General features: G+C 72.1%; 11 protein-coding genes. 9 read left to right on the top strand and 2 right to left on the bottom strand.

The features are described 5' to 3' along the window. Positions 1-123 precede the first annotated feature (123 nt). From JJ691_RS36300 to JJ691_RS36285, 4 genes are read left to right on the top strand one after another with little or no spacing between them, the layout of a single operon-like run. Positions 124-3,447, top strand: coding sequence for a sensor histidine kinase (locus tag JJ691_RS36300; protein ID WP_249227240.1), 3,324 nt, complete (start codon positions 124-126; stop codon positions 3,445-3,447). Next, a complete protein-coding gene (locus JJ691_RS36295; RefSeq protein WP_211764050.1) occupies positions 3,444-3,869 on the top strand; it encodes a roadblock/LC7 domain-containing protein in 426 nt (141 codons plus the stop codon). The genes JJ691_RS36300 and JJ691_RS36295 overlap by 4 nt, the downstream gene beginning before the upstream one ends. Positions 3,870-3,891: 22 nt before the next feature. Then, positions 3,892-4,863 carry a DUF742 domain-containing protein gene (locus JJ691_RS52665; protein ID WP_249227239.1) on the top strand — a complete coding sequence of 324 codons (972 nt, stop codon included), beginning with the start codon at positions 3,892-3,894 and terminating at the stop codon, positions 4,861-4,863. After that, entirely contained in the window at positions 4,844-5,440 is a 597-nt protein-coding gene (locus tag JJ691_RS36285) for a GTP-binding protein (RefSeq protein WP_025354196.1), read from the top strand. The genes JJ691_RS52665 and JJ691_RS36285 overlap by 20 nt, the downstream gene beginning before the upstream one ends. Before the next feature lie 61 nt (positions 5,441-5,501). Here JJ691_RS36285 and JJ691_RS36280 read toward each other — a convergent pair whose 3' ends face one another. Continuing rightward, positions 5,502-7,733, bottom strand: coding sequence for a helicase-associated domain-containing protein (locus JJ691_RS36280; protein WP_211764049.1), 2,232 nt, complete (start codon positions 7,731-7,733; stop codon positions 5,502-5,504). A 116-nt stretch (positions 7,734-7,849) separates the two neighbouring features. Between JJ691_RS36280 and JJ691_RS36275 the strand changes: the two genes are divergently transcribed. From JJ691_RS36275 to JJ691_RS36260, 4 genes are all read left to right on the top strand, one after another. After that, positions 7,850-8,032 (top strand): hypothetical protein, encoded by a 183-nt coding sequence (locus JJ691_RS36275; protein WP_211764048.1) that lies wholly within the window; start codon positions 7,850-7,852, stop codon positions 8,030-8,032. A gap of 92 nt (positions 8,033-8,124) precedes the next feature. Continuing rightward, complete coding sequence (locus tag JJ691_RS36270; protein ID WP_211764047.1) at positions 8,125-9,510, top strand: NAD-dependent malic enzyme; 1,386 nt, start codon at positions 8,125-8,127, stop codon at positions 9,508-9,510. 10 nt (positions 9,511-9,520) lie between these two features. After that, on the top strand, positions 9,521-10,000 hold the full coding sequence (gene moaC / locus JJ691_RS36265; protein ID WP_211764046.1) for a cyclic pyranopterin monophosphate synthase MoaC: 480 nt from the start codon (positions 9,521-9,523) through the stop codon (positions 9,998-10,000). Then, positions 9,997-10,950, top strand: coding sequence for a molybdenum cofactor biosynthesis protein MoaE (locus tag JJ691_RS36260; RefSeq protein ID WP_211764045.1), 954 nt, complete (start codon positions 9,997-9,999; stop codon positions 10,948-10,950). The genes moaC and JJ691_RS36260 overlap by 4 nt, the downstream gene beginning before the upstream one ends. 153 nt (positions 10,951-11,103) lie before the next feature. Here JJ691_RS36260 and JJ691_RS36255 read toward each other — a convergent pair whose 3' ends face one another. Beyond that, complete coding sequence (locus JJ691_RS36255) at positions 11,104-11,754, bottom strand: LysM peptidoglycan-binding domain-containing protein (RefSeq protein ID WP_211764044.1); 651 nt, start codon at positions 11,752-11,754, stop codon at positions 11,104-11,106. A 570-nt stretch (positions 11,755-12,324) separates the two neighbouring features. Here JJ691_RS36255 and JJ691_RS36250 point away from each other — a divergent pair. Continuing rightward, a complete protein-coding gene (locus tag JJ691_RS36250) occupies positions 12,325-15,504 on the top strand; it encodes an AfsR/SARP family transcriptional regulator (protein ID WP_211764043.1) in 3,180 nt (1,059 codons plus the stop codon). Positions 15,505-15,597 lie beyond the last annotated feature (93 nt).

The following is a 15,597-nucleotide window of genomic DNA, read 5'->3' as shown; positions in this document are numbered from 1 at the left end:
GGAATGAGGAAGCCCAGGGTGGCCCGTCGAGACAAAGGCCCCGGCCGACCAGGCCTCGCTGGTCCGGCGCGTTCGGGTGGCCCCGAAAAGGGTGAAGGACTGGCTGCGCAGCGTGATGTTGACGTGAGCGAAGAAACCGCACATACCGGACCAAGCGGCGATGTCGACGACATCGACCGCACGAGTGGCGGCACCGGCTCCCGGTGGCGCCTGCAGAACTGGCGGCTGCGCACCAAGCTGCTGGTCGTCCTGCTGATCCCGACGATTCTGGCGCTCATCCTGGGCGGTATCCGGGTCAGCAGCGACGTGTCCAACCTCACCGACGCGCAGCGCCTGGCCAAGCAGGTGCAGCTGCAGGTGTCCGTCGCCGACCTGGTGCAGCAGCTCCAGCGCGAGCGCGACCTGACCGCGCAGTTCGTCGCGGCCAACCGCACCGGCGACCAGGTCAGCCTGGACCGCGAGCGGGACCGGGTGGTGCAGGACATCACCGCGTTCCGCAACCTGGTCAACACGCTCGGTCCTGGGCTGTCCAGCGACGTGGAGCAGCGCTTCCGGACCGCGGCCGACCAGCTCTCCCGCCTGACCAACCTGCGCAAGGCCGTACAGGAGTCCCAGTACCCGGCCAGCGCCACGTTCAACGCCTACAGCGACTCCATCCAGAACCTGCTCGACCTCGGCGAGCAGGCCATCTCCACCATCACCGACCCGAGCCTGGTCCGGCTCCAGCTGGCCACCAACGCGGTGGCCCGGGCCAAGGAGCAGGACTCCCGCCGCCGCGGCATCCTGCTCCAGGTCTTCCAGACCAAGAACTTCCCGCAGGACCAGCTGCGCGCCCTGCTGGCCGCCGACGCCGAGCTCGACGCGGCCAAGAACGACTTCTCCAAGTCGGCCACGCCCGACCAGCAGCGCATCTTCGACGACACGGTCACCGGCCTGATCGTCGACGACGCCAACAAGCTGGAGGAGTCCGCGCTGATCCGCGGCACCAACGGCCAGAGCCTGGACGGGCTGACCACCACCCAGTGGGACATCGACTCCACGCTGACGGTCAACCTGACCAACCAGGTCCAGCAGGCCCTGTTGCAGCAGCTCCAGCAGCAGACCGACAGCCTGGCCAGCGCCTCCCAGGACTCGGCCATCCGCAACTCCGCGCTGGTCCTCGGCGCGCTGCTGCTGGCCCTGGTGACCGCCCTGTTCGTGGCCCGCTCGCTGCTGCGCCCGCTGCGCGTGCTGCGCCGCACCGCCCTGGACATCGCCGACCACCGGCTGCCCGAGGAAGTGCAGCGCATCCTCACCGACCCCAACCCGGCCGAGGCGGCCCGGGAAGTGGTCAACCCGGTCCCCATCCACACCAAGGAAGAGGTCGGCCAGCTGGCCCGGGCCTTCGACGCGGTGCACGGCGAGGCGGTCCGGATGGCGGCCCAGCAGGCCATGCTGCGGGACAACGTCAACGCCATGTTCGTCAACCTGTCCCGGCGCAGCCAGGCCCTGGTCGAACGCCAGCTGGGCCTGATCGACCGGCTGGAGCAGGACGAGCAGGACCCCGACCAGCTGGCCAACCTGTTCGAGCTGGACCACCTGGCCACCCGGATGCGGCGCAACTCGGAGAACCTGCTGGTTCTGTCGGGCACCGACCTGGGCCGCCGGCTGACCCGGCCGGTCCCGGCCGGCGACGTCATCGGCGCCGCCGTGTCCGAGGTCGAGCAGTACGCCCGCATCCAGGTCGCGCCGACGCCGGAGCTGACGGTGCAGGGCCGCGCGGTCAACGACCTCGTGCACCTGATCGCCGAGCTGCTGGACAACGCCACCGCGTTCTCCGACCCGAACACCAAGGTCACCGTGCGCACCGCCAAGACGCGGCGCGGCGAGCTGGCCATCGAGATCCACGACCGCGGTGTGGGCATGTCCGGCCCGGACGTGAACGAGACCAACGACCGCCTGGCCGACCCGCCCGAGGTCGACGTCGCGGTGTCCCGCCGGATGGGCCTGTACGTGGTCGCCCGGCTGGCCAAGCGGCACGACATCAAGGTGCGGCTGCGCGGCAACGAGGACATCGAGGGCGGTATGACCGCGCTCGTCGTCGTGCCCGGCTCGCTGGTGCTGGCCCCCGGGGCCGACGTCAGCACGCCGCCGTCGGGCGCGGAGCGGCCCTCGGCCCAGGCCGGTGGCGGCATCGCCAACGCGTTCGGCATGGCCCGGCGTCCCTCCACCCAGCTGGAGGACCAGCCGGCCGCGGCGCCGGAGCCGGCCGGCGACCCCGGCATGCCGGTGCAGTTCGTGTCCAGCGCGGGCAGCCCGGAGCTGGGCGTCACCGGCGTGCCGCGCTGGTCGCCGAACACGCCCCCGCCCGCGGTGCCGGCGCAGACGCCGCAGGAGAGCACCGCGACCTGGTTCCCGTCGATGGAGGACTCGGCCGCCGGCAAGCCGGTGGACATGTTCGCCGGCTTCCAGGAGCTGCCCGAGGAGCAGGTCACCCAGGGCCTCAACGGCAACGGCACGCTCAGCGCCAACGGCAGTCTCAACGGCAGCGGCAGCCTGAACGGGCACGCCACGCCGCCGGCCGCCGTGCCGGCGCCGGCCCAGCCGGAGCCGAGCCCCTTCCCGTCGCGTGACCTGGATCATGAGCTGGACGCGCCGACCGAGCGGCTGCCGATCTACGAGGCCGTCCTGTCGCAGTGGTTCCAGGCCGTCGAGGACGAGACCCCGGATCTGGAGGGCCCGTTCGGCGTGCCCACCCCGGCCGGCGCCTCCGTCGACGACCTGCCCGCCGGCCCGGCCACCGCCACCATGTCGCTGCCGCTGCCCGAGGTGCCCGAACCGGAGGTCGACGAGGCTGTCGCGCCGGAGCCCGCCGCCCCGGCCGTCGAGCCGCCGGCTAAGCCGGCCCAGCCGGCCGCCGAGGCCCCCGCGGCCGCCCGGACCGAGGCGCCGCCTGCCGCCAAGCCGGCCGGCGGGTCGCCGCTGCCCAAGCGCACCCCCCGGGCGACGACGGACCAGCGGTCCGGGCAGACTCCGGTGGTGCCCGTAGAGACCGAACCCGCCCGCCAGCAGCAGCCGGAGACCCCGGCGGCCCGCAATGGTTCGGCCCCGCTGCCCACCAGACCGGCCCGGCCGGCAGCGGCACGTAGTAACGAATGGACATCTCCTGGCGACGAAGGATGGCAGGCTGCTGAGTCCTTGCTGAACCAGGCGCCCGATTCGCAGACCAACGCTGGCCTGCCGAAACGGGTCCCGAAAGCGCACCTCATCCCGGGTTCGGCCGCACCGAAGACGCCGGCCGCGGTGCCCACCAGGGCGCCGGCCGCACCTCGGTCGGCTGACTCGGTGCGGGGTCGCATGTCAAGCTTCCAGCAGGGCGTGCGCCGTGGCCGGCACGCTTTGATAGACGCCTACTCTGGTGATGCGTCCACATCGCCGCAGAGCAGTGAAGACGAGGAGCAGGAGTGACTACCGCGTCTGTACAGCAGCCCGGCAGCTTCAGCTGGCTGATCACCGACTTCGTCCGCCGGGTCCCCGGCGTGGCGCACGCCGTCGTCGTCTCCGCCGACGGCCTGCTGCTGGCCGGTTCCCACGGCCTGCCGCGGGACCGGGCGGAGCAGCTGTCGGCCGTGTCGTCCGGGCTGATCAGCCTGACCCAGGGCGCCGCGCGTTGCTTCGAGGGCGGCGCGGTCAACCAGACCGTCGTGGAGATGGAGCGGGGGTACCTGTTCCTGATGTCGATCAGCGACGGATCGTGCCTGTCCATCCTGGCCGCGCCCAACTGCGACATCGGGCTGGTCGCCTACGAGATGACCCTTCTGGTCGAGCGGGTCGGCCAGCAGCTGACGCCTGAACTACGGGCTCAGCTGCAGGGCGTGGTCCGCAGATAGGCCCGGGCGGGGGTGAGAAGTGATGGCCAAGGGTTCTGGCGTACCCGGCGGCCGGTTCGGTAAGAAGTTCGACTACCAGGCCTGGGCCGCCGAGGGCTTCAGCTTCTCCGATCCCGATTCGGAGGGGACCTCGGAGGCCGAGGACGACGCGCACTACGAGCTGGATGAGGTGCTGGATGACCCGCCACGACACCAGCTGCACGACGCCCCCCGACAACCCGGCGCCGGCGGCCGGGCCTTCGGCACCGCGGGACGAGGTCTAGGCGACATGGCAGCTCACGGTCTAGACGACCCGCCGCAGCACGGCCTCGACGAGGTGCCCAACCGCTTCGAGATCGACGGCTACGGCAACGGCCTGTTCGGTGGGCCCGGCGCCGACCTGTTCGGCGAGCACGGCTTCGTCGAGGGGCCGGCGCGCAGCCGTGGCGCCTACGGCCTGCCCGAGGAGATGCCGGGCGCGAACGCGTTCGGCTTCGCCGAGGAGCGGCCGGGCGAGCGCAGCAACCCCGGCTATCGCGGCGGACCGCCCTCGGGACCCATTTCCGACCCGATGTCGGGCCCGCTCTACGATGCCGACGGCTACGAGGTGCATTTCGTGCAGCCGCCGGACCCGGAACCCGAACCGGAGCCGGCACAGCACGAGCCCGTGGTCGAGACCGGATCGCTGGTCCGTCCCTACACCAGGACCGGCGGCCGGACCCGCCCAGATTACGACCTGGCGATCGAGGCGTTGGTGTCCACCAGCGACCACGGTCGTGACAGGGATGCCGCAGTGACCGCCGAGCACCGGTCGATCTGCGGTCTGTGCGTTGAGACCCGCTCGGTCGCGGAGATCGCGGCGCACCTGCGGCTGCCCCTCGGGGTGGTCCGGGTGCTCATCGGTGACATGGCCAGCATGGGTCTAGTCCTGATTCACCAAAGCGGCCTGGTCGTGGGGGACAGGCCGTCCATTGAATTCCTGGAGAGGGTGCTCAGTGGGCTCCGCAGGCTCTAGTCCCCAGATCGCCCGGCAGGCGACGACATCGGCGAAGATCGTGGTCGCCGGTGGGTTCGGTGTCGGCAAGACGACGTTCGTGGGGTCGGTGTCCGAGATCGTGCCGTTGACGACCGAGGCGGTGATGACCGAGGCCAGCCTAGGTGTGGACGACCTGTCGGCCACACCGAACAAGGTCACCACCACGGTGGCGATGGACTTCGGTCGGGTCTCTTTGGACAGCGACCTGATTCTGTACCTGTTCGGCACGCCCGGTCAGCACCGGTTCTGGTTCATGTGGGACGACCTGGTGCGGGGTGCGATCGGCGCGGTGGTGCTGGTGGACACCCGGCGGTTGGCCGACGCGTTCGCGTCGATCGACTTCTTCGACGACCGGCAGCTGCCGTACGTGGTGGCGGTGAACTGCTTCGACGGCATGTTGCACCACCGGATCGACGACGTGCGCGAGGCGTTGACCATCGACCAGTCGGTGCCGATCGTGACGTGCGACGCCCGTAACCGGGAGTCGACCAAGCAGACGCTGATCACGCTGGTCGAGCACGCCATGCGGCAGTGGATGTCGGTTCGCGCCGGTTAGTAGTTACAACGTTGCAGAGAGTGCCGGGACTCGCCGATCGTGGCGGGTCCCGCTCTCATTTCTACTGCTCGACCAGGGCCGCCGACGTGATCAGGTGCACCGGGTAGCGGCGGATCTCGCCGTGGTCCACGCCCTCCAGAATGCCGCCGGCCACGCTGACCGGGGTGACCACGCGCTGCGTCGCGACGCCCCGTGAGTCGACGAAGCCCAGCCACACGCTGCGACCCTCGCTGGCCGCCGCCCGCAGCAGCTCCAGCGTGGCCGCCACGGCCGTGCCACGCGGCGTCGCGGCCGCCCGGTCCCCGGCCCGCAGCTGGTCGATCAGCGCCCCGAGCTGTTCCTCGGCCACCACACCGGGTGCTTGGCCGCGCCGCGACGGCCGGGCCTTGGCCGGGATCCGCCGGCCGGGCGGCCGCAGGTCCAGCACCGAGCCGTCGGCTCCTTCGGCGGCCGGCGCGAAGCCGGCCCCCCGCAGCTCGTCCAGCACCTCGATCAGCGGCAGCGGGCTGACCAACACCGTCGGCGCGATCCGTCGCAGCTCCAGGCGGGCCGAGGCCGGGTTGGCCAGCACCTCGGTGATCAGCACCGGGTCGTCGCAGCGCAGGAACGAGCCGGCCGCCCCGCCCCGCAGCCGCCCATGTCGGCGGGCTACGTCGTCGATCAGGTACGCCAGTCCCTGCGGCACCGGCGTCCGGGACCGGGTGCGGAACAGCTCGTGCAGTTCGTCGGCGGTGCGGCCGCTGTCCAGGGCCCGCCGCACCGAGGCCTCGCTGACCCGGTACACGGTCGCCCCGCCGGCCGACTCGATGTCGGCGACCAGGGTCATCTCGGCAGCCAGCAGCGGCTCCAGCGGCCCGGGGGCGACCACCGTCAGGTCGGCCTGCACCAGCACGTGGTCCAGCGGCTCCGGCATCGCGTCGGCCATCCGCTTGGCGGCCATCGCCGGCCCCTCGACCAGCAGCGCCCGCGTCGCCGAGCTGACCGCGCCCAGCGCCATCACACCCAGCGCCGCCGCCTCCGCGTACGTCCAGCGCACGACGTCGTCCCGCAGCCGCCCGCCCCGCCGCGGCGCCCGCCAGGCCAGCAGGGCCGCCACCTCGTCGGCGTTCGGCACCGAGGTGCCGGCCGGCAGCTCGGCCAGCGCCTCCAGCACCCGGCGGCGCTCCCGCGGGGCCAGCGGCCGGCGCAGGTCGTCGGTGAGCGGGCCGATCGCCTTGTCACGTTCGTCACGGGTGCCGATCAGCGCCGGCAGTCGCGGCAGGTCCAGCCAGGCGGCGGCGATCATGGCCCAGCGCTGCTCCGGCGCGGCCACCAGCCAGCCGTCGGCCAGCGTGGTCGGCACCCACTCCGGCTCCACACCCTCGCTGTCGGCGACCAGCCCGGCCCCGACCACCAGCTCGGCCAGCAGCCCGGCGCGGGCGTCGTCGACGTCCAGCGCCTTGCCGATCCGGCGCACCTCCCGCACGCCCAGGCCGCCCGAGCGCAGCACCGGCGCGGGCTCCTCCGACCACAGCCGCAGCAGCCCCTCGACGTGTCGGACCAGCTCCGACGCCTCGCCGGCGGCGGTGGTGTCCACAACGGACTGCTCGCGGGCAATCCTGGTCAGGCCCGGCTCCTTGACCTGGACCGTCCCGAGTGGACGGCGGCCGCGGATGGCCATGCCCACCTCGCGGGGCAGCTCCACGGTCTCGCTGTCGCGGCGGGCCAGCAGGCCCATGGCCAGCAGCCGCTGGGTCGGCGTCCTGGCCCGCTCCAGCGGCACGACCACGCCCGCGTCCTTGGTCAACCCGATCGGCGAGTCGCCGGCCAGGGCGGTCAGCAGCCGTCGTTCCGGCTCCTCCAGCCCGGCCAGCACCTCGGTCAGGTCCTTGCCGACCAGGTGCGGTAACGACCGGCCGAGGCCGCCCGGGTACTGGGGTGCGACCTCCCGCGCCGCCGGCACCGCCGACACCGCGTCGTCCGGACCCCACACGACGGCCCGGGTCCGCAGCGCCCGCACGGCCTCGGTCACGCGGGTCAGGGTGGCGTCGGCGGCCAGCAGCCTGGCCGCCTCGCGGACCGACACCGGTTCGGCGTCGGCGGCCAGCACGAGCAGCGCTTCCAGCACGGTCAGGGTGAAGGTGTCCAGGTCCTCGCAGGCCCGGGCCACCGACGCGCGGATACCGGCCCGGGTCGCCAGCACGGTGCTGTCCGCGGGCGCCGGGGTCGCCAGGTCCGGACGGGCGCGCAGCAGCGCGACGAGCGCGTCGTCGTCGAGCGCCCGGAACCAGTCCGCGAGTGAGAGGCCGGCCATCATGCACCACGTTAGCCGTGCGGCACGCTGGATGTGCCGCGTGGGAGGCGTCGGGCCCGTGGCCATTTGCTCGCGCGTCATACTGTGCATGTCAGACCGCACGACGAGGAGGAACCGTGGCGAAGGACCGCAGCACGCGCATCGAGCCTTCCTGGCCGAACATCGAGGGCGAGAAGCACCCGGTCAGCGAGCTGGCCACGGACGTGCAGGGCGCGCTGTCGCCGTTCGGTGACGTGGTGTTCCCGGTCGACCCCGAGTCGCTGCCCTACACGCACCCGGTGACCGAGATCAACCGCTGAGGGTTGGTTTTCGAGTCGCGCACGTTCCGGAATTCGACGCGGTTTAGGCTCGTTTCATCGGCCGTCGGCCGCGTCGAATCTGGAGGACAGCCATGCCGGTTCCGGGACCCGGATATTCGATCACCATTCGGGTCGAGGCGCCGCCGTCGGCGAGCGCTGCCGGCGACCTGACCAGCGCGGTTGGCCGGGTCGGGGGTGTGATCACCGCCTTCGACGTGGTCGAGTCGCACGCCGATCGGGTCGTGTTCGACATCACCTGCAACGCGATGTCGGCCAATCACGCCAAGGACATCACCGACGGTCTGGACGCACTTCCGGGTGTTCGCGTCCGAAAGGTGTCCGACCGCACATTCCTGGTCCACCTCGGCGGCAAGATCGAGGTCAACTCCAAGGTCGCGCTGCGCAACCGTGACGACCTGTCCCGGGCCTACACCCCCGGCGTCGCCCGCATCTGCCAGGCCATCGCGGCCAATCCCGAGGACGCCCGCCGCCTGACCATCAAGCGCAACACCGTGGCCGTGGTCACCGACGGCTCGGCCGTGCTCGGCCTGGGCAACATCGGCCCGGCCGCCGCGCTGCCGGTGATGGAGGGCAAGGCCGCCCTGTTCAAGAAGTTCGCCGGCGTGGACGCCTGGCCGGTGTGCCTGGACACCCAGGACACCGAGGAGATCATCCGCGCGGTCGAGCTGATCGCCCCGGTTTACGGCGGCATCAACCTGGAGGACATCGCCGCCCCGCGCTGCTTCGAGATCGAGGCCCGGCTGCGGCAGAAGCTGGACATCCCGGTCTTCCACGACGACCAGCACGGCACCGCCATCGTCGTGGTCGGCGCGCTGCGCAACGCCCTGCGCGTGGTCGGCAAGGACATCACCAAGTGCAAGATCGTGGTCTGCGGCGTCGGCGCCGCCGGCTCGGCCATCATCCGCCTGCTGCAGCACCAGAAGCCGGCCGACATCCTGGCCGTCGACATCCACGGCATCGTGCACCCGAGCCGGGACAACCTGGACTCCAACCTGGAGCAGATCGCCGCCACCACCAACGTGGAGCACAAGGCCGGCACCCTGCACGACGCGCTGGTCGGGGCGGACGTGTTCATCGGCGTCTCCGCGCCCAACCTGTTCGGGGCCGCGCAGGTGGCCACCATGAACTCCGACGCCGTGGTGTTCGCGCTGGCCAACCCCGACCCGGAGATCGACCCGGTGGAGGCCCAGCAGCACGCCGCCATCGTGGCCACCGGCCGCAGCGACTACCCGAACCAGATCAACAACGTGCTGGCCTTCCCGGGCGTGTTCCGCGGTCTGCTCGACGCGCACGCCACCTCCATCACCGACGCGATGCTGGTGGCTGCGGCCAACGCCATCGCCGACGTGGTGGAGCCGGAGCGGCTCAACGCCTCGTTCATCGTGCCCAGCGTCTTCGACAGCAACGTGGCCCCGGCGGTCGCGGAGGCGGTCAAGAACGCGTCGCGGGCCAACTAACATCTCCGCCGTGAGCGAGCTGAGTCACGTCGATTCCGCCGGCGCGGCCAGGATGGTCGACGTCTCGGCCAAGGAAACCAGCGCGCGGGCCGCGGTCGCGACCGGCGTGCTGCGGACCACCGCCGAGGTCGTCGGCCTGCTGCGGCGGGACGGGCTGCCCAAGGGCGACGCCCTGGCCACCGCCCGGATCGCCGGCATCATGGGGGCCAAGCGCACCCCCGACCTCGTGCCGCTGTGCCACCCGATCGCCCTCACCGGCGTGCAGGTGGACCTGGCGCTGGAGGACGAGGCCGTGCGCATCACCGCCACCGTGAAGACCACCGACCGGACCGGGGTCGAGATGGAGGCCCTGACCGCCGTCGCGGTGGCCGGGCTGACCCTGCACGACATGGTCAAGGCCGTCGACCCGGCGGCCGTGCTGGACGCGGTGCGGGTGGAGACCAAGGACGGCGGCAAGACCGGCAGCTGGCAGCGACCGGAGGACCGATGAGCAGGCGGGCACGGGTTGTCGTGGCGTCCAACCGGGCCGCGGCCGGGGTGTACGCCGACCGGACCGGGCCGGTGATCACCGCCTGGCTGCGGGAACGGGGCTACGACGTGCCCGAACCCGTGGTGGTGCCCGACGGCGATCCCGTCGCCGCCGCGCTGCGGGCCGCCGTGGCTGAGGGGGTGGCCGTGGTGCTGACCACTGGCGGCACTGGTGTGACGCCGACCGACCGAACGCCGGAGGCCACCCGCACGGTCCTGGACTACGAGATCCCCGGCATCGCCGACGCCATCCGGTCCGCCGGGCTGCCCAAGGTGCCGACCGCCGTGCTGTCGCGGGGCGTGTCCGGTGTGGTCGGGACCACGTTGGTGGTCAACCTGCCCGGCTCGACCGGCGGGGTGAAGGACGGACTGGCCGTCTTGGACGGTGTGCTCGACCACGCGGTCGATCAGCTGGCCGGCGGCGATCACGCCCGGCCCGCCGAATCTCGTGAGCAGGTGTCCGCCACGGAGACGACGACGGATGCGTCGGCTGTGGTGGTGCGGGCCGAGATCAACGAGACGCCGATCTCCGCCGCCGAGCACGCCACCCTGGTCTCCGACCGGGCCGCCGGCGCGGTCGTCACGTTCGAGGGCGTGGTCCGTGACCACGATCACGGCCGGGGTGTCACCGAGCTGGAGTACTCCGGCCACCCCAGCGCCAAGGACGTCATCGCCGACGTGGCCGCCGAGGTCGCCGCCCGCCACCCGGAGGTCCGGGCGCTGGCCGTCAGCCACCGTCTCGGCCACCTGGCCATCGGCGACGTGGCCCTGGCCTGCGCCGTGTCGGCCGCCCACCGGCGCGAGGCGTTCCTGGTCTGCGCCGAACTCGTCGACGAGGTGAAGGCCAAGCTCCCGGTGTGGAAGCGCCAGGTCTTCACCGACGGCACCGACGAATGGGTCAACTGCCCCTGATCGGTGCCGCCATCACGGAGCGGGGTCCGGGGCGGAGCCCCCGGCGTGGGGGTCTGGGGCTCGGCCCCCAGAAAACGCTCTAGCGCCCCATGTTCGCTGTCCAGGAAATCGGACACAGCGCGAACATGGGGCGCTCAGGGCGCTAGACAGACGTCACTTCGTGGCCAGCTTCTGACCGACGATGATCAGGTTCGGGTCCGAACCGATGACGTCCTTGTTCTTGTTGTACAGGTCCTGCCAGGTGCCGCTCAGGTTCAGCTTGCCCACCAGGGTGGACAGCGTGTCGCCCGCGACGACGGTGTAGTCGCCGTTGCCGTTCAGCTTCGGGGCCTGGACCGGAGCCTCCGCCTGCGGGGCCACCGGGGCGGCCTTGCGCGGGGTGGCCTTGGGAGCGGCCTTCGGGGCCGGGGCCGGCGCGGGAGCGCCGACACCACTGGTGGTGCCGTACCGGAAGCAGTTCGGCCAGGCGTGGGGGCCCTGGGCGGCGAGGACCCGGTTGGCGACGGCGATCTGCGCGTCGCGGCTGGCCAGGTTGGCGGTCGGCGCGTAGGCCGCACCGCCGTAGGCACGCCAGGTGCTGGCGGTGAACTGAAGACCGCCGTAGAACCCGTTGCCGGTGTTGATCGCCCAGTTGCCACCGCTCTCGCACTTGGCGACAGCGTCCCAGTCCGCGCTCGGCGCCGCGTTGGCGGTACCCGCCGCAATCGCCATCGGGGCGGCGACAATCGCACCGGCCAGGGCAACCTGGGTCACGGTACGGGCGACGTTGGACTGCGAACGGTGCTTACCACGGTAAGAACTCATTGACCTCTCGCCTACAGCGCCTGCGTCACGAGCTCGCCGGCTCAACGGGCACACGTGTGTCCGTCGAACGCCGGCCTGGGGTTCCGGGTGGTGCACATCCCGCTGGGCGGTTCTCGGGCGCCCAGGGGTGGTTCCCCCGCCCCTGTTCGGTAGTTGTCCTTCGCTCGGGGTTCGTGTCCGAGAGACCGCCGAACAGGGTTTGGCGCTTCGGTCTCTCGGGTACTGCTGGTCGTTTCGGGTTCGACCGAGAAGCGACACTAGGTAACGGCGGCGGGAACGCCAAATGCTGAAGCGTGTGACCGTCATCACAGTAACGCGACGCAACCCGGCCCGATCCCGGGTGTTTCCGCAGGTCAGATCGTCGTTATCTGGCCGTTTCCAAGTCGAGATCGATCACCCAACGTGAGGCCTGTGTCACGTGGTTTAGGCCAAAAGCGATGGGTATTGCGCAACCGAAAAGTTGCCCGGAAACCCCTTGCGCGCCATCGGTCTGTATCGATCCAGGACGCCGCGGCGGACCGCTAGGCTCTCCTCAAGGGGACCGACGGTCGAGGGGAGGGGGCGGGCTGGATGGCGGCCGAGATCGAGTTTCGTGTGCTCGGCCCGCTCGAGGTCCTGATCGACGGCGTGCCCCGGCCGCTGCCCGCGGCCAAGCAGCGGCTGCTGCTCGGCTCCCTTCTGCTCCGCGCGAACCACGCCATCCCGGCCGCCGAGCTCATCGACGTGGTGTGGGGCGAGCGGCCGCCCGCCGGCGCCCGCAACACGCTGCGCACCTATGTCATGCGCCTGCGCCAGCAGCTCGGCCCGGCCTGCGCCCTGCGCACCGCCCAGGACGGTTACGCGCTCGACGTCCCGGCCGGCTCACTGGACGCCACCCGGTTCCGCGAACTGCTCGTCGCCGCCCGCGCGGTCGACGACGTGCCGACCAGCTGGACCCTGCTGACCGAGGCGCTGGCCCTCTGGCGCGGCCCGGTGCTGGCCGACCTGTCGCTGGATCCGTTGCGGCACAACGAGATCAACCGCCTGGCGGCGGAGCGGCTGGACGCCCGCGAGCGCCGCATCGCCGCCGGCCTCGCCCTCGGCCGGCACGAGGAGCTGCTGCCGGAGCTGCGCGAGCTGGCCGACGCCAACCCGGCCCGCGAGCAGGTCTGGGCCCAGCTGATGACCGCCCTCTACCGCTCGGGCCGCCGCGCCGACGCACTGCACATATATAGAGAGGTGTACGAGTACCTCACCGACGAGCTCGGCGTGGACCCCGGCGCCGAGTTGCTGCGCGTGCACCAGGCCGTGCTGTCCGACCATCCGAGCCTGCGAACCCCGTTGGGGGCCAAGACATCCGTGCCGGCGCAGCTGCCGCCCGAGGTGATCAACTTCGTCGGCCGGGAGGCGACCGCGGCCCTGGTCGCGGAGCGGCTGGCGCCGGCCGAGCCGCCGGCCGCCACCCCGGTGGTGGTGCTGACCGGTCCGCCGGGCACCGGAAAGACCGCGCTCGCCGTGCATGTCGCGCACCGACTGCGCGCCCGTTTCCCCGACGGACAGCTGTTCGTCGACCTGCGCGGCCACGCGCGGGGCCCGGCGCTGGGGCCGGACCAGGTGCTCGCCCGGTTCCTGCGGGCGCTGGGCGTGGCCGCCGACGACGTGCCGACCGAGCTCGACGAGCAGTCGGCGGCGCTGAGATCCCTGTTGGCCGGCAAGCGAATGCTCATCGTGCTGGACAACGCGGCCCGGCCCGGCCAGATCCGCCCGCTGCTGCCCGGCGACCCTGGCTGCGCGGTGTTGATCACCAGCCGGGACGCGCTACGCGGACTGGTCGCCGAGCAGGGCGCGAGCCGCGTGCACGTCGGCGGCCTGACCCCGGCCGAGTCGAACACCCTGCTGTCCCGGATTCTCGGCGACGAGGTGGTCCGGGTGGAGCCGGCCGCCGCCGCGGAGCTGGCCGAGTTGTGCACGCATCTCCCGCTGGCGCTGCGCATCGCCGCCGCCAACATGATCGGCGACGACCAACCCCGGCTGGCCGAGCAACTGGCCCGGCTGCGCGAGGGGAGCCGGCTGGCGGCGCTGGCCGCCGACGGGGACGAGACCGTCACCGTGCGCGCGGCGTTCGACCTTTCCTATGAGGCGTTGGACGAACCGGCCAAGCGGGCCTTCCGGCTGGTCGGCCTCGCGCCCGGCCAGGACCTCACGCCCGAGGCCATGGCCGCCCTCGCCGACTGCCCGCCGCCGCAGGCCCGCCGGCTGCTCGACCAGCTGTCGGCCGCGAACCTGGTGCAGCAGCTGACCCCCGGCCGCTACCAGGCCTACGACCTGCTCCGCGTGTACGCGCACGAGCGGGCGCTGGCCGAGCCCGAGGACCAGGCTCTTGGTCGTCTCCACACCTATTACTTGCACGCCGTCGCCGAGGCGGCCGATCTACTCGGCCCCGAGGTGCCCAGCCTGGTGCCGTTGCCGCCCCGCCCGGGGCCGGACCGGTTCGGCGACCGGGACCAGGCGCTGGACTGGATGGCCACCGAGCTGCCCAACCTGGTGCCGCTGATCCAGCAGGGCGCCGGCGAGATCGTCTGGCAGCTGGTGGACTCGCTGCGCGGCTTCTTCTACGCCCAGCGGCTGGCCACCGAGTGGCAGCTGGTCACCCAGGCCGGCCTGGCCGCGGCGGCCGCCGCCGGGGACGAGGTCGCCGAGGCGGCGATGCGCTACAACCGGGCCGCCCTGGACTGGAGCCGTGGCCGGGCCAACGAGGCCGCCGACAGCTATGCCCGCGCGCTGGAGGTGTTCCGCCGGGCCGGGCTGCGTGTCGGCGAGTACTCGGCGCTGACCAACCTGGCCATCGCACTGTCCGAGATGGGCGACCTGGACGGCGCGGCCACCCGGTTCGCCAACGCGCTGGAGATCGCCGAGGGCGACCCGACCCGGCAGGCCCCGGTGCTGTTCAACCTGGGCCTGGTGCAGGTCAGCCTGGGCGAGACCGAGGAGGGCTTCGGCTACCTGGCCCGGGCCCGGGCCATCTGCGCCGACCTGCGCATCGAGCACGGCGAGGTGACCTGCCTCAACAACCTGCTCAACTTCAGCCGGCACATGGGCCGGTTCGAGGCCGTCGAGGAGTACTTCGAGCACGGCGTGGCGCTGAGCCGCCGGCTGGGCAACCAGGAGAGCGAGTCCGGGCTGTTCAACGCGATGGCGCTGGTGCGGCTGGACTTCGGCCGGCAGGAGGAGGCCGAGCGGATGGCCGCCACCGCGCTGGAGCTGGCCGCCTCGCCGAGCCTGTTCCGGTCGCGGATCGACGCGCTGAACACGCTCGGCGACGTGGCCCTGGTCGGCCACCGGGTCGAGGACGCCATCGAGCACTACCGGCACGCGCTGGGCCTGAGCCGCCAGCGCGACCTGCGGTTCGGCGAGGTCGAGGCGCTGATCGGGCTGGCCCACGCGCTGCGCGACGACGATCAGGCGCTGGCCCACGCGGTCGAGGCGGTGGCCCTGACCGGCCATCACGAGCTGCGGCTGTCCCAGGGCCGGGCGCTGCTCGCGCAGGCGCACGTCCACCTGCGCCGCCAGCAGCACGAGGCGGCGACCGACTTCGGCGAGCGAGCGGTGGCGCTGCTGCGCAAGACCGGCCTGCGGCTGTGGGAGGCCCGCGCGCTGCGCCTGCTGGCCGACGCCTACCGGGCCGCCGGCGACGGCGAAGCGTCCACTCGCCACATTGCCGAGGCCGCCACGCTGTTGTCCGGCATGGGACTCCCGGCGTCACCGAACTAGACTGGCGGATCGCGGTAGCAAGTTCGTTTTTCGCTAGTGGACGCTCCGGGACACTCCTAGGCTGGAAGGCCACGAATGCACGGCCGAGAGGAG

It is taken from the genome of Kutzneria sp. CA-103260, from assembly GCF_018263855.1.
In the GTDB taxonomy this organism is placed as follows: Bacteria; Actinomycetota; Actinomycetes; order Mycobacteriales; family Pseudonocardiaceae; genus Kutzneria.
This window is presented reverse-complemented; position numbering and strand designations above follow the sequence as displayed.